Source organism: Microbacterium sp. SORGH_AS_0969 (assembly GCF_030818255.1).
GTDB lineage: Bacteria > Actinomycetota > Actinomycetes > Actinomycetales > Microbacteriaceae > Microbacterium.
Map to the genome: position 1 here is coordinate 1,513,069 of NZ_JAUTAG010000001.1, position 14,292 is coordinate 1,527,360.

General features: G+C 69.7%; 14 protein-coding genes and 1 tRNA gene. 8 read left to right on the forward strand and 7 right to left on the reverse strand.

Annotated features, from left to right (window positions below):
- The first annotated feature begins 53 nt into the window (after nucleotides 1-53).
- Nucleotides 54-686 carry a Pr6Pr family membrane protein gene (locus QE388_RS07075; RefSeq protein WP_307384295.1) on the forward strand — a complete coding sequence of 211 codons (633 nt, stop codon included), beginning with the start codon at nucleotides 54-56 and terminating at the stop codon, nucleotides 684-686.
- Nucleotides 687-779: 93 nt separating this feature from the next.
- Here QE388_RS07075 and QE388_RS07080 read toward each other — a convergent pair whose 3' ends face one another.
- The 4 genes from QE388_RS07080 to QE388_RS07095 form a co-directional block, all read right to left on the reverse strand.
- Nucleotides 780-1,355, reverse strand: coding sequence for a YdeI family protein (locus QE388_RS07080; protein WP_307384298.1), 576 nt, complete (start codon nucleotides 1,353-1,355; stop codon nucleotides 780-782).
- 169 nt (nucleotides 1,356-1,524) lie between these two features.
- Nucleotides 1,525-1,755: a hypothetical protein gene (locus tag QE388_RS07085; protein WP_275801685.1), complete on the reverse strand. Its 231-nt coding sequence runs from the start codon at nucleotides 1,753-1,755 to the stop codon at nucleotides 1,525-1,527.
- 3 nt (nucleotides 1,756-1,758) lie between these two features.
- Nucleotides 1,759-2,376, reverse strand: coding sequence for a hypothetical protein (locus tag QE388_RS07090; protein WP_307384303.1), 618 nt, complete (start codon nucleotides 2,374-2,376; stop codon nucleotides 1,759-1,761).
- 763 nt (nucleotides 2,377-3,139) lie between these two features.
- Nucleotides 3,140-3,210, reverse strand: a tRNA-Gly gene (locus tag QE388_RS07095).
- Between the two features lie 183 nt (nucleotides 3,211-3,393).
- On the opposite strand from QE388_RS07095, the gene dcd reads away from it, so the two are divergent.
- The gene (gene dcd / locus QE388_RS07100; RefSeq protein ID WP_058597005.1) at nucleotides 3,394-3,999 is read left to right on the forward strand and encodes a dCTP deaminase; all 606 of its coding nucleotides are present in this window, start codon (nucleotides 3,394-3,396) and stop codon (nucleotides 3,997-3,999) included.
- Between the two features lie 137 nt (nucleotides 4,000-4,136).
- Here dcd and QE388_RS07105 read toward each other — a convergent pair whose 3' ends face one another.
- Nucleotides 4,137-4,931 carry a MarR family winged helix-turn-helix transcriptional regulator gene (locus QE388_RS07105; RefSeq protein ID WP_307384307.1) on the reverse strand — a complete coding sequence of 265 codons (795 nt, stop codon included), beginning with the start codon at nucleotides 4,929-4,931 and terminating at the stop codon, nucleotides 4,137-4,139.
- Between the two features lie 108 nt (nucleotides 4,932-5,039).
- Between QE388_RS07105 and QE388_RS07110 the strand changes: the two genes are divergently transcribed.
- The gene (locus QE388_RS07110; RefSeq protein ID WP_307384310.1) at nucleotides 5,040-5,543 is read left to right on the forward strand and encodes a MarR family winged helix-turn-helix transcriptional regulator; all 504 of its coding nucleotides are present in this window, start codon (nucleotides 5,040-5,042) and stop codon (nucleotides 5,541-5,543) included.
- Nucleotides 5,544-5,744: 201 nt separating this feature from the next.
- Here QE388_RS07110 and QE388_RS07115 read toward each other — a convergent pair whose 3' ends face one another.
- Nucleotides 5,745-7,115 carry an MFS transporter gene (locus QE388_RS07115; protein ID WP_307384313.1) on the reverse strand — a complete coding sequence of 457 codons (1,371 nt, stop codon included), beginning with the start codon at nucleotides 7,113-7,115 and terminating at the stop codon, nucleotides 5,745-5,747.
- Nucleotides 7,116-7,241: 126 nt separating this feature from the next.
- Here QE388_RS07115 and QE388_RS07120 point away from each other — a divergent pair, with 126 nt between their 5' ends.
- From QE388_RS07120 to QE388_RS07140, 5 genes are all read left to right on the forward strand, one after another.
- Nucleotides 7,242-8,984, forward strand: a complete 1,743-nt coding sequence (locus tag QE388_RS07120; RefSeq protein ID WP_275800794.1) for a DEAD/DEAH box helicase — start codon at nucleotides 7,242-7,244, stop codon at nucleotides 8,982-8,984.
- 414 nt (nucleotides 8,985-9,398) lie between these two features.
- On the forward strand, nucleotides 9,399-11,270 hold the full coding sequence (gene dnaK / locus QE388_RS07125; protein WP_058597008.1) for a molecular chaperone DnaK: 1,872 nt from the start codon (nucleotides 9,399-9,401) through the stop codon (nucleotides 11,268-11,270).
- A 9-nt stretch (nucleotides 11,271-11,279) separates the two neighbouring features.
- On the forward strand, nucleotides 11,280-11,894 hold the full coding sequence (locus QE388_RS07130) for a nucleotide exchange factor GrpE (protein WP_307384319.1): 615 nt from the start codon (nucleotides 11,280-11,282) through the stop codon (nucleotides 11,892-11,894).
- A gap of 11 nt (nucleotides 11,895-11,905) precedes the next feature.
- Nucleotides 11,906-12,895: a DnaJ C-terminal domain-containing protein gene (locus QE388_RS07135; protein ID WP_307384322.1), complete on the forward strand. Its 990-nt coding sequence runs from the start codon at nucleotides 11,906-11,908 to the stop codon at nucleotides 12,893-12,895.
- 78 nt (nucleotides 12,896-12,973) lie between these two features.
- A complete protein-coding gene (locus tag QE388_RS07140; RefSeq protein WP_307384325.1) occupies nucleotides 12,974-13,411 on the forward strand; it encodes a heat shock protein transcriptional repressor HspR in 438 nt (145 codons plus the stop codon).
- Between the two features lie 269 nt (nucleotides 13,412-13,680).
- Here the strand turns inward: QE388_RS07140 and QE388_RS07145 are convergent, their stop codons facing one another.
- Entirely contained in the window at nucleotides 13,681-14,274 is a 594-nt protein-coding gene (locus QE388_RS07145; RefSeq protein ID WP_307384327.1) for a hypothetical protein, read from the reverse strand.
- Nucleotides 14,275-14,292: the final 18 nt, after the last annotated feature.

Genomic DNA, 14,292 nt, shown 5'->3' on the forward strand with positions numbered 1-14,292 from the left:
GCTCGTCCCTGGACCTCCGCGCGTCACGCGCCGTCGCGCGCTAGGGTCGCGGGGTGACCTCGCGCCGTGCTCGTGCGATCACGCGGCTCGTCGCCGCGGCCATCGCGCTCATCGTCGTGCTGATCGCGTACGGACTGCGCTTCGCCGTCGGCGACGGCAATCCCTTCGACTTCTTCGGATACTTCACGAATCAGACGAGCAGTCTGACCGCTCTCGTGCTGATCGCGGTGGCCCTCCGCCAGCTCGCCGGTCGCGGGATTCCCGAGGCTCTCGCCATTGCCTGGGGCGTCGGGACCGCCTGCCTCGTCGTCGTGGCGATCGTCTATAACACGCTCGTGCCCGGAACGGGATCGGCTCCGCCGTGGGTCAGCGTCATCCTCCACATCGTGTTCCCGGTGTTCGTCGTGGTCGACTTCGCCTCGGCCCTCGATCGTCCGCGCCTGCGCTGGAGAGCGCTCTGGTGGGTGCTCCCGTACCCGTGCCTCTGGCTCGCTGTCGTGCTCGTGCGCGGGCAGACGGACGGCTGGGTGCCCTACGGATTCCTCCTGCCCGAGCGCGGCCCGGTCTCGCTCGCGGCGCACGTGATCGGCATCCTGGCTCTCCTGATGCTCGCGGCGGCGGGCGTGTGGGGGCTGAGCCGGTCGCGGGTTCGAGCTCACCCGCCCGAGCCGGTGTCGCGCTCCTGATCATCTGCGCGCCGCCTTCGCGGGCGGCTTCTGTGCGACGCGGTTCGGTGCGGGGGCCGCGAGCCCCACGTATCGGGCGGTGCGTCGATGACCTCAGCTCGTCGGATCGACGGATGCCGCGAGCCGGGCGACGTGCGCGGCGATCCGCTTCGCCCGCAGGGCGTCGCTCGTCGCGGTGACCACCGGGTGCAGCACGGAGTACCTCTCGCTCTTGTTCAACGTTTCGAAAGCACGAGCCGCTTCGGGAACGGCATCCAGAGCTGCCCGCAGGTCGGGCGGGACCTCGATCGTGGCGGACCCCGCGTACGCGCGGTCCCACCGCCCGTCGGCCTGGGCGCGGGCGATCTCGTCGGCGCCGCGCGGGCGCATGCGCCCCTCCTCGATCAGGCGCGCCACGATGTCGACGTTGCGCGTGGACCACATCGATCGCGCGCGGCGCGGAGTGAAGTGCTGGCGGAAGGTCGCGGCATCCCGGGACTGCTTGCGCCCGTCGATCCATCCGCTGCAGAGCGCCTCGTCGAGGGCCTCGGCGTAGGTGAGTGAGGTGGGCTCGGTCGTACCCTTCTTCGCCAGCACGAGCCAGACGCCGTCGCTCGCGCTCTCGTTCGCGTCGAGCCACGCACGCCAGTGCGCGGCGTCGGTGACGGTGAGTTCGGGTGGGTCGGCCACGGGCGCCTCCTCGTGCGGGGTGTGTGAGGAGGGTAGTGCGGGGGTCCGACATCACGCCGCGGCGGGGCACGATGTACCCGCGATCACCTTTGGCGGGCGCTCAAGTCGCTCGAGAATCGTTTGAACGCGAAACGGCCCCGCCCGGTGCGGGCGGGGCCGAATCATCGCGTCAGTGCTGCCCGGGTGTCCTGCCGGTGAGCTTCGCCGCCTCGCGGTCGTTGGCGGACCAGACGTAGGCGACGACGCCGAGGACCGCGGCGGGCGCGAGGGCGGACAGCAAGAACAGCCCGATCCCCGCCCACAGCCCCTCGTTCGCGAACGTGGGGCTCACGGCGAAACCGATGCCGACGAGGACGAGAGTCGCGACGAGAAGCAGCCGGTTGCGATGCGTGCGGGTCATGGTTTATCCCCCTCCGGGGTGCGAGACAGGTCGGCAGATTACCTGGCTGTACGCCGGTCCGGTAGGCCCGTCGGTGAAGTACACCCACAGTTCGTCATTACCGGGGCAGAACCCGTTGCCCGCGACGTACTCGTTGGCGATGGTCACCGCGAAACCCGCCACGATCCCCATCGGCGGGCTGAGCAGCCCGATGGCGGCCACGAGGCCGTAGGCCGTACCGTTCTTGATCGCGCGCTGGTCTGCGTTGTTGAAGGAGATGTACGTGCCCTCGCCGTCGCTACCGACCGCAAGATACGGAGAGATGGTGCCCGGTGCCGGCGGGACGACGAGACCGAAGTCGCCTTCGGCGAAGTGGTAGACGTTGACCGTTCGTCCCGCGTCGTCGATCCTGACGTCGAACGGGATGCCCGCCTCCTGGAACGCGGCGTGGGCCTCGCGAACCTGCTCCGTCGTGATGGTCGGGGCGGTGGTGTCCGCGACGACCGATGCGGGTGCAGGTTCAGTGTCCGAGGCTGTGGCCGGGGCCGCTGCCAGCGTCGACAGAGTGAGAGCGGCGACGGCCGCCGCAGCTGCTGACCACCCCAGCTTCCGCTTGGTCGGTGTGATGACCGTATTACGCATGTGAGCTTCCTCGCTTTCCATGGTTCGTGTTTCTCACGGCTTCGACGCTTCACCTCTCCAGGGAGAACATCTAGTGAGCTCAGGAAGCGTCCAGGGAATATCCATCGGGCATGCACGAGATGTCCCCCAGACGGGGGACGAACGTTTGCGTACGAGTATTTGGAGGGGTAGCCTCCGGCCTCCCCTCTCATGACCGAGCAAGCTGAGGGTGCCGCGGAGATGTTCGAGGCGGCCCAAGGCTTCGATTCGCGACAACACGAAAGCCCTCCCGAACGGCCTGCGGCCGCCCGTGAGGGCTTTGAGGGGCTGACGGGAATCGTCCCTACCGCCCCTCCACGCGCCGCTTCGCGCCGCGCGGAGCCTCGGGCGGCAGGGGCCCACCCGCCGCGGGATCGGTTCCTACGGCACCCACGCGAAAGGTCCGCCACCCCGGCTGCGCCGGAATGTCGGACCTTTGGAGGGGCTGACGGGAATCGTCCCCACCGCCCCTCCACGCGCCGCTTCGCGACGCGCGGAGCCTCCGGCGGCGTGGGCCCACCCAAGGCTTCGATTCACGGCAACACGAAAGCCCTCCCGAACGGCCTGCGGCCGCCCGTGAGGGCTTTGAGGGGCTGACGGGAATCGTCCCTACCGCCCCTCCACGCGCCGCTTCGCGACGCGCGGAGCCTCGGGCGGCAGGGGCCCACCCGCCGCGGGATCGGTTCCTACGGCACCCACGCGAAAGGCCCGCCACACCGCCTGTGGCGGTGAGTCGGGCCTTTTGAGGGGCTGACGGGAATCGAACCCGCGCTGTCTGCTTGGGAAGCAGAAGTTCTGCCATTGAACTACAGCCCCGGATGCCTTGCGGCAACCCGGCCAGCATAACAGCGTCTGCGTCGCGCGCCGGCGGCGGCGGGAGATGGCGTCCCTTGCCGAAGCCGCAGGCGATCTGCAAGACCGCGCCCAGCAGACGCGGTGTCGGCGCAGCGGGCACGTCACCCGGCGACACGGCCGGACCCCGCGCTCTAGGCTGGCCTCGTGCTGCTCTCCGATCGCGACATCCGAGCCGAACTCGCCTCCGGACGCCTGGGGCTCGACCCCTTCGACCCCGCCATGGTGCAGCCGTCGAGCGTCGACGTGCGGCTCGATCGGTACTTCCGGCTGTTCGACAACCACAAGTACCCCTTCATCGACCCGGCCGAAGACCAGCCCGAGCTGACCCGTCTGATCGAGGTCGACCCCGACGAGCCGTTCATCCTGCACCCGGGCGAGTTCGCGCTCGGCTCGACGTTCGAGCGGGTCTCGCTGCCCGACGACGTCGCGGCGCGTCTCGAGGGCAAGTCGTCGCTCGGGCGTCTCGGCCTGCTCACGCACTCGACCGCCGGGTTCATCGACCCGGGTTTCTCGGGTCACGTCACCCTCGAGCTCTCGAACGTCGCGACCCTGCCGATCAAGCTCTGGCCCGGCATGAAGATCGGGCAGGTCTGCTATTTCCGCCTGACCTCGCCCGCCGAGAGCCCCTACGGTTCCGGCCCCTACGGCAACCGCTATCAGGGGCAGCGCGGCCCGACCGCTTCGCGCTCGGCGCTGAACTTCCACCGCACCGACGTCGGCGCGACCGACGCGGGTTCCGCCGGACGCTGAGCAACACGCGAACAGCCCCATCGAGTCGAGCTCGGTGGGGCTGTTCGCTGCGCGGCGCGTGCCGCGCCATAAACGCGATCCACGCACAGAAACACGATGTGCACGTGTTTCCGGTCGCGGAGAGCGTTTATCGCTGATCATTCGGATGCCGAGGGCTCACCGGATGCCGAAGCCTCGCGGCCGCGGACGAACCCGGCGTCGAAGCCGCGCTCGAAGGCACGCTGCGCCGCGCGGTGAGCGCGGTGCGAGCCGCCGTGACGGTGCTCGCCGTCGTGGTGCGCGCCGTGGCCGTGTCGGCCGAAGCCGTGCTCGCCGCGCGCGAACCCGTCGTGGTGGCGGAGTCGACCGTGGCCGTGCTCACCGTGCTCTGCACGCTCCGACCCGGTGCGCTCGCCGCGCTCGAACCCGGCGTGGTCGCCGTGCCCGCGGAATCCGGGGCCGAAACCGCGGCCGAAGCCCCGGCCGGCGCCGGGACCGAACGCAGGCCCGAAGCCGGGGCCGAAGCCGCGTCCGCCGCGGAATCCGCGGGGCCCGGCGTCCGTGGCATCCACCCCGAGGGCGTCCGCGACGGCATCGAGCGAGGCGCTGAGCTGGGCCAGCGCGTCGGCGGGCAGGTCGGCGAGGATCGACGCGCGGTCGGCGTCCACCCGGTCGAGGATCGCGCGACCCTCGTCGGTCAGCGTCCAGGCGTCGTCGGTCCGGGCGATCCAGCCACGCTCGGCGAGAGCGGCGACGCGCTTGCCGCCGCGGGAGATGCGGTCGCTCACCCACGGGGCGTCGAGGCGACCGTCGATGACGCTGAGGATCGCGATGGTCCGCGGGTCGAGGTCGCTCGCGCGGAGCTGCTCGAACAGGCGGTGGTGCAGTGCATGGCCGACCGCGTTCAGGCGGTGGGCGAGGCTGCGGGCATCAAGAGAAGAAGAGGTGTTCATGGGGTGTCCTTTCGTGCGACGGGATATCCGTCGATGTATGTCATGTGACAACGAATGTACTGTGACATGTATTCCGAATGCTTGTCAAGCGACATGTAAAATTCCCTCGTGACCTCCGATCCCGCCGACGACATCGCCGCCGCTCTCGCGAAGCTGCGCGGGCGACGCCCGCGCCCCCCGTTCGGTCCGGACGAGCATCACCACCCGCACGGACACGGCGGACCGTGGGGTCGAGGGGCGCCGCCGTGGGCGGATCCCGCGCACGGACGCTTCGGCGGACCCGCGCGCCTGCGCCTGCTGGACGCCCTGGTCGCGGCATCCGATGCTCTATCCGTCAGCGAGATCGCCGAAGCGGTGGGTGTGGATCAGCCGCGCGCTTCGCGCCTCGTGCAGCAGGCGACGCAGATGGGGCTGGTCGCGCGCGAGCCCGACCCCGACGACGCCCGCCGCACCCGCGTGCGCCTCACCCCCGAGGGCGAGAAGCTCATCTCGAGCTTCCGCGGAAGGCGACGGGATGCCGTGCGCTCCGCGCTCGAGTCGTTCACCGACGCCGAGCGCGCCGACCTCGCCCGTTTGCTGGCCAAGTTCGCCGAGGCCTGGCCGCGCGACTGAGTCCGCGGCATCCGGAGTCGTCCGCGCGGCGCGGGCGAAACTCCTGAAGAATCGCGGGCGGCACTGACGTCTGCCGCGAGATCACACGGACATCCCCGACGGCGGTGCGGGAAAGTCAGGAGTTTCGCACGCTCCGCGCCGCGCGGCGCCCGACCGCAACGCGCCGTTCCGCACCGCGCCGCGCATAAACCGCGCGGCGGCTCAGACGATCGTGGCCGGCTTCGCCTTCACCGGGAGCAGCAGCACCAAGCCGACGGCGAGGATCAGCACGATCCCCAGGATGCCGAGGCGCGTGTCGCCCGTCAGCCCGACGAACAGGGCGAACAGGCCGGGGGCGAGGAACGACACCGCGCGTCCGGTGGTCGCGTAGAGGCCGAAGATCTCGCCCTCACGGCCCTCCGGTGCGACGCGCGCGAGGAACGACCGGCTCGCCGACTGCACCGGACCGACGAAGGCGCACAGGCCGAGGCCCACGATCCAGAACCCGGTCTGCGACGTTCCGATGAAGAGCATCGCCGCGCCGAGCACGATCAGGCAGATCAGCGAGGCGGTGATCACGCGTTTCGGTCCGAAGCGGTCGTCGAGGCGTCCCGCCGCGAACGTGCTCACCCCCGCCACGACGTTCGCCGCGACGGCGAAGTAAAGCACCTCGGTCGAGCTGAAGCCGAACACCTGCGCCGCGATGATCGCGCCGAACGTGAACACGCCCGTCAGGCCGTCGCGGAACACCGCGCTCGCGACGAGAAAGAGCAGCACCTGCCGACTGTCGCGCCAGAGCGACCGCAGCGTGTTCCACAGCACGACGTACGAGCGGAAGAATCCCACCCGCACCTCGCGTCGCTGCGCCGGGATCTCGGGCACGCGCAGAAGCACCGGGATCGCGAACACGGCGTACCAGAGGGCGGATGCCAAGATCGCGAGCCGGATGTTCAGGCCGCCGTCTTTCGACACGGCGAGGAGGCCACCGGCATCCGGATTCCCGAAGCTCTGGATGAACAGCACGAGGAGCAGGATGAGCAGCACGATTCCGCCCACGTACCCCATGCCCCAGCCGAAGCCCGAGACGCGGCCGATGTTCTCGCGCGTCGAGACCTGCGTGAGCATCGCGTAGTAGTTGACGCTGGCGAACTCGAAGAAGACGTTCCCGACGGCGATGAGCGTCGCGCCGAGGATGAGATACGCGGGCGTGCCCTCGACGAACACCATGGCGGCCATCGCCAGCACGACGAGGCCCGTGTTCACGCCGAGCCACAGCTTGCGGCGGCCGGTGCCGTCGGAGCGTTGTCCGAGCACGGGGGCCACGAGCGCGACGACGATGCCGGCGAACATCAGCGCCAGACCGACGACGCTCGCGTTCTCGGCGAGGGCGTGCACGAGCGCGGGGTCGTCGTCGTTGCCGTTCGCGGCGGCCACGATCGCCGGGTCGACGAAGAGCTCGCTCGCGAGGTAGGTGCTGAACACGAACGTCGTCACGACCGCGTTGAAGGCGGCCGAACCCCAGTCCCAGAGGGCCCAGGCGATGACCGGGCGGCGGGTCGAGACGTTCGGCGAGGCGGTCCCGGGGGAAGGCATGTCGGTCACGCTAGGGTCCTTCGGTGAACGCCCGGTGCGCCGGGAGACAGCCGCGCCGGCGTCGGCGCGCGCGTTCAGGTTATCCTCAGGCCCGCGCGGGACAGCGGAGCGGACTACCGTGGAGTCATGGCATCCGAAATCCCCGTCGACTCCGCTGAGGCTGAGACCACCCCCGAGAAGCTCACCTTCGCCGATCTGGGACTGGATGCCGCCGTGCTCAAGGCCCTGAAAGACGTCGGGTACGAGACCCCGTCCGCCATCCAGGCCGCCACGATCCCCGTGCTGCTGCAGGGGCGCGACGTCGTCGGTCTCGCCCAGACGGGCACCGGCAAGACCGCGGCCTTCGCGCTGCCGGTGCTGTCGCAGATGGAGACGGGGCACAAGAACCCGCAGGCGCTCGTCCTCGCTCCGACCCGCGAGCTCGCGCTGCAGGTATGCGAGGCGTTCGAGAAGTACGCCGCGCACATCAAGGGCGTCTCGGTGCTGCCCGTCTACGGCGGTCAGGGCTACGGCCAGCAGCTGTCGGCGCTGCGCCGCGGCGTCGACGTGATCGTCGGCACCCCCGGTCGCATCATGGACCACCTCGACAAGGGCACGCTCGACCTGAGCGAGCTGAAGTTCCTCGTGCTCGACGAGGCCGACGAGATGCTCAAGATGGGCTTCGCCGAAGACGTCGAGACGATCCTCGCCGACACCCCCTCGACCAAGCAGGTCGCGCTCTTCTCCGCGACGATGCCGGCGCAGATCCGACGCATCTCGGCGCAGTACCTCAACGACCCCGAAGAGATCACGGTCAAGACCAAGACCACGACCTCGGCGAACATCACGCAGCGCTACCTCGTGGTGTCGTACCAGCAGAAGATCGACGCGCTCACGCGCATCCTCGAAGTCGAGAACTTCGAGGGCATGATCGTCTTCACCCGCACGAAGAACGAGACCGAGACGGTCGCCGAGAAGCTGCGCGCCCGTGGCTACACCGCCGCCGCGATCAACGGCGACATCGCCCAGGTGCAGCGCGAGCGCACGGTCAACCAGCTGAAGAGCGGCAAGCTCGACATCCTCGTCGCCACCGACGTCGCCGCCCGAGGCCTCGACGTCGAGCGCATCAGCCACGTCGTCAACTACGACCTGCCGATCGACACCGAGTCGTACGTGCACCGCATCGGCCGCACGGGCCGCGCGGGCCGCACCGGAGACGCGATCAGCTTCGTCACCCCGCGCGAGCGCCGCATGCTCACCGCGATCGAGAAGGCCACGCGCCAGCCGCTGACCGAGATGTCGCTGCCGAGCGTCGACGACGTCAACGCCACGCGCCTGACCCGCTTCGACGACGCGATCACCGCGGCCCTCGAAGACACGGCGGCGATCGCGACCTTCCGCGACGTCGTCGCGCACTACGTCGCGCACCACGACGTTCCCGAGGCCGACGTGGCCGCGGCCCTCGCCGTCGTGGCGCAGGGCGATACGCCGTTGCTGCTCGAGGAGGAGACGATCCAGCAGCCGCGATTCGATCGCGACCGCGCGGACCGCCCGGCCCGCGAGCCGCGCGAGGGCGGCGACCGGCGCAGCAGCGGCGGACGCTTCGCGACGTACCGCATCGCCGTGGGCCGTCGCCAGCGAGTCGAGCCGCGCCAGATCGTCGGCGCTCTCGCGAACGAGGGGGGCCTGCGCCGCAACGACTTCGGGGCGATCCAGATCCGCCAGGACTTCTCGCTCGTCGAGCTCCCCGCCGACCTCTCGCGCGACACGATCAACCGCCTCGCCGACACCCGCATCTCGGGCCAGCTGATCGACCTGCGGCTCGACCAGGGCGGACGCTCCGCGAAGCGCAGCGACCGGCCCCAGCGTCGGGATCGCGACCGCGACTGAGCCTCCGACCGGCCGCCGCGCCGGGTCTGCGGCATCCGTTCGACGCCCCCGCTGCCCTTCTGGGCGCGGGGGCGTCGGTGTCGTGCGCCGGCAATGACCTGACCGCTGAGGGCGTGTCCCACTTTGTGCAGTTCGAAGGCCCTGCGGCCGCACATAGTGGGACATCTGAGGGTGAGGCGGGGTCGTGGCTGTTGGGCGTGTCCCACTTTGTGCAGTTCGGAGGCCCTGCGGCTGCACATAGTGGGACATCTGAATGCGCAAGTTGCGCGCCGAAGTTGAGCCAATTCATATCAAGTCTCCTTGACGCCCGGAGAGGGCTGCGATAACCTTGAGTCATCGCGGCTCAACCCGCGAGAAGACTTCATCAGAACCACGAGCTCGGCACCGGCCGGGCTCACAAGCAAGGAGACACATATGCCACGTGCAGTGGGAATCGACCTCGGTACGACCAACTCCGTCGTGAGCGTCCTCGAGGGTGGCGAGCCCAAGGTCATCGCCAACGCCGAGGGTTTCCGCACGACCCCCTCGGTCGTCGCGTTCACGAAGGACGGCGAGGTGCTCGTCGGCGAGACCGCCAAGCGCCAGGCCGTGACCAACGTCGACCGCACCATCTCGAGCGTCAAGCGCCACATGGGCACGACCTGGACCTTCGATGTCGACGGCAAGAAGTGGACGCCGCAGGAGATCTCGGCCCGCATCCTGCAGAAGCTCAAGCGCGACGCCGAGGAGTACCTGGGCGACAGCGTGACGGATGCCGTCATCACGGTGCCCGCGTACTTCAACGACGCCGAGCGTCAGGCCACCAAGGAGGCCGGTGAGATCGCGGGCCTCAACGTCCTGCGCATCATCAACGAGCCCACCGCCGCGGCCCTCGCGTACGGCCTCGACAAGGGCAAGGAAGACGAGCTCATCCTCGTGTTCGACCTCGGTGGCGGAACGTTCGACGTGTCGCTGCTCGAGGTGGGCAAGGACGACGACTTCTCGACCATCCAGGTGCGCGCCACCGCCGGTGACAACCGCCTCGGTGGTGACGACTGGGACCAGCGTCTCGTCGAGTACCTCATCAAGCAGTTCAAGGACACCACCGGTGTCGACGTCTCGGGTGACAAGATCGCCCTCCAGCGTCTGAAGGAAGCGGCCGAGCAGGCCAAGAAGGAGCTCTCGTCGTCCACGTCGACGAGCATCAACCTGCCCTACCTGTCGCTGACCGACTCCGGCCCCGTGTCGCTGAGCGAGACGATCACGCGCGCCAAGTTCGAGGACCTCACCAAGGACCTCCTCGACCGCACCCGCAAGCCCTTCTCCGACGTCATCCGCGAGGCCGGCGTCAAGGTCGACGACATCGCCCACGTGGTGCTCGTCGGCGGCTCGACCCGCATGCCCGCGGTCGCCGAGCTCGTCAAGAAGGAGACCGGTAAGGACGCCAATAAGGGCGTGAACCCCGACGAGGTCGTGGCCGTGGGCGCAGCCCTGCAGGCCGGTGTCCTCAAGGGTGAGCGCAAGGACGTGCTGCTCATCGACGTCACCCCCCTGAGCCTCGGTATCGAGACCAAGGGCGGCATCATGACCAAGCTCATCGAGCGCAACACGGCCATCCCGACCAAGCGCAGCGAGACCTTCACCACCGCCGACGACAACCAGCCGTCGGTCGCGATCCAGGTCTTCCAGGGCGAGCGCGAGTTCACCCGCGACAACAAGCCGCTGGGCACCTTCGAGCTCACCGGTATCGCCCCGGCTCCCCGTGGCATCCCGCAGGTCGAGGTCACCTTCGACATCGACGCCAACGGCATCGTGCACGTGTCCGCGAAGGACAAGGGCACCGGCAAGGAGCAGTCGATGACGATCACGGGCGGCTCGTCGCTGCCCAAGGAAGACATCGAGCGCATGGTGCGCGAGGCCGAGGAGAACGCCGCGGAGGACAAGAAGCGCCGTGAGTCCGCCGAGACCCGCAACCAGGCCGAGACGCTCTCGTACTCGATCGAGAAGCTGATCAAGGAGAACGAGGACAAGCTCCCCGCCGAGGTCAAGACCGAGGTGCAGGGCGACGTCGACGCGCTCAAGACGGCTCTCGCCGGTGACGACGACGACGCGGTCAAGACCGCGTTCGACAAGCTGAACGCCAGCCAGGGCAAGCTCGGCGAGGCCATCTACGCCTCGTCGCAGGCTGCCGGCGAGCCCGCCGACCCGAACGTGGGTCAGCCGGGCAACGGCGAGACGCCGAACCCCGAGGAAGACGTCATCGACGCCGAGGTCGTCGACGACGAGAACCCCGACGAGAAGAAGTAAGCAGAGAACATGGCACACAAGGACGACGAACAGCCCACGGGCTCGGGCGCCGGTCCTGACGAGACGGGGCCGGAGGAGAACACCTCCGGCCCCGCGCCGTCGGGCGAGCAGTCCGAGACGCCGGAACCGGACGCCGAGGGCCTGACCATCGACGACATCCTCGGGGCCGAGCAGACGCCCGAGGCCGCCGCAGAGGGGGCGGGCTCCGACAAGGAGGCCTCCCTGCTGATCGACCTCAAGCGCCTGCAGGCCGAGTACGCCAACTACCGTCGGCGGACCGAGGAGCAGCGCGAGCGCGAGATCGAGCGCGCCAAGGGCGAGGCCGTGAAGGGCCTGCTGCCCGTCATGGACGACCTCGACCGCGCCGCCAAGCACGGCGATCTCGTCGAGGGCAGCCCGCTGGCCGCGATCGGCGAGAAGGTGCGCGCCGTGGCCGAGCGCCTCGGTGTGGTCTCGTACGGCGCCGTCGGCGAGGTGTTCGACCCGCAGCAGCACGAGGCGATCTTCCAGGCTCCGACCCCGGGTGCGACCGAGACGACGATCCTCGAGGTCGTCGAGGTCGGCTACCGCCTCGGCTCGGTCGAACTGCGACCGGCGAAGGTCGTCGTCGCCGTGCCGGCCTAAGAGGAGGACACATGGCGAGTCAGGACTGGTTCGACAAGGACTTCTACAAGGTCCTCGGTGTCGACAAGGGCGTGAGCGCGGCCGATCTGAAGAAGACCTACCGCAAGCTGGCGCGCCAGTACCACCCCGACTCGAACCCGGGCGACGCGAAAGCGGAGGCCAAGTTCAAGGAGATCAGCGAGGCCTACTCGGTGCTCAACGACCCCGAGCAGCGCGAGGAGTACGACCAGATCCGGGCCATGGGCTCGGGGGCGCGCTTCTCGGCTCCGGGGACGGGCGCCGGCGGCGGTTTCGACGACGTGTTCAGCCGTTTCGGTCAGCAGCGCGGGGGGACGGCGGGTGGACCCGCCGGCTTCGAGGACTTCTTCTCGATGTTCGACCAGGGCGGAGGGGGCTTCGGCTCCGGACGCTTCGGTCAGACGACGGGCGGGTACCGCGGCTTCGGCGGTCCTCAGCGCGGGGCCGACGTCACGGCGCGCACGACGATCGACTTCGTCACCGCGGCGAAGGGCGAGACCATCACCCTGCAGGGTGAGGACAACAAGCCCTTCAAGGTGAAGATCCCGGCCGGGGTCTCGGACGGGCAGAAGATCCGCCTGCGCGGTCGCGGCCGCCCCTCGCCCGATGGGGGAGAGAGCGGCGACATCGTCGTGACGGTCGCGGTGCGTCCGCACCCGGTGTTCACGCGTGACGGCCTCAACCTGCGGCTGACGGTCCCCGTGACCTTCACCGAGGCGGCTCTCGGCGCGACCATCGAGGTTCCCACCCTCGGCGGCGACCCGGTGCGGCTTCGTGTGGCCCCGGGCACTCCGTCGGGGCGCGTGCTGCGCGTCAAGGGGCGTGGTATCCAGACCTCCAAGGGCACCGGCGACCTGCTCGCCGAAGTCCAGGTCGCGGTCCCCGCGCACCTCGACGACGCCGCCCGCGAGGCCCTCGAGCGTTTCCACGAGCTCGAACCGAAAGAGAATCCCCGCGCCGACCTGATGGCCAAGGCGCGATAACACCACCACGCCGGGGCTCGGCATCCGGAATCACGGATGCCGGGACCCCGGCGAACGGCACGAGCGAGAGGAGAAGACGTGGCCGACCGAGAGATCGATGAGGATTCCCCCATCTTCGCCATCGCCGTCGCCGCCGAGCTGTCGAACATGCACCCGCAGACCCTGCGGCAGTACGACCGGCTCGGCCTCGTCGTTCCCGCGCGGACCCAGGGCGGGTCGCGCCGGTACTCGAGCCGGCACGTGCAGCAGCTGCGCGAGGTCGCGCGCCTGTCGAGCGAGGGCATGAGCCTCCCCGCGATCGCGCGCCTGCTGACGCTCGAGCAGCAGGTGCATGACCTGTCGCGCCGCGTGAGCGACCTCGAGCGGCAGCTCATCGCCGAACGCGAGTCGCGCCCGGGTGCGCGCGTGTTCGCCGCCGGAGCGACCGGCTCGGTCGTGACGCTGCGTCACGGTGCGCGCGTGCGGCGCGCGACCGACATCGTGCTGTGGCGTCCGCGCGACGCGCACGGCGACTGACGCCGCCTCCGCGCCGCGAGCACGCTCTGTGCGGCGCGAGGCCCCTGCGCGCCGCGAGGCCTCCGCGTGCGAGGCGAGGTCCCTGAGCTCGAAGTGAGGTCCCTGAGCTCGTCGAAGGGACCGGGATGCCGCGGTCGCCCGGTGGCTTCGACAAGCTCAGCCACCTCTGCCGGGCTGCCGCGGTAGCCGTTGCGTCGACGGGCTCAGCCACCTCTGCCGGGCTGTCGCGGTAGCCCGTGGCTTCGACGCGCTCAGCCACCCCTGCCGGGTCAGGCGGGATCGAGGCGCAGAACGGCGGAGGATTCGCCGAGCTTCAAGTCGTCGACGATGCGCACCGTCCGGGCGATGGCATCCACGTCGCCGATGACCGTGCCGAAACGCTCGCGGTCGGAGCAGACCGCGGTGACCGTGACGAAGTGCGAGCCCGTGTCCCACGTGTACGTCGCGAACGGCGGCGTCTTCGGGTCGGTCGGCAGCGGCATCGCGAGCTTCTCGCCGACGCCGAGGTAGGTGCTGCGGAACGACTCGGTGTCGTCGTACTCCATCGGCATCATCGCCCGCGCGGTGCGCAGTTGCGGCGTCGCCTCCTGCAGCTGCGCCATGACGACGAGCAGCTCCGGGTCGCTCTTCCAGACCCACACGAGCACGCGGCCGGCCGCTCGGCGCATGAGCAGGGGAGCGGCCTGGCTGAGGATCCACGCGAAAGCTCCGCCGCCGGGGCGGGGTGTCGATCCCGCGGCGGTGTTCGCCTGGTTCAGCAGCATGCCGATGGCGGCCTTGCGATGGCGGCGGCCGCGGAATCCGAGAGAGCCCGTGACGGGCACCCAGCGGTCGGCGGGGGCGTCGGCCTGCAGTCGGGACATGGGTCCAGCCTAGAAGGA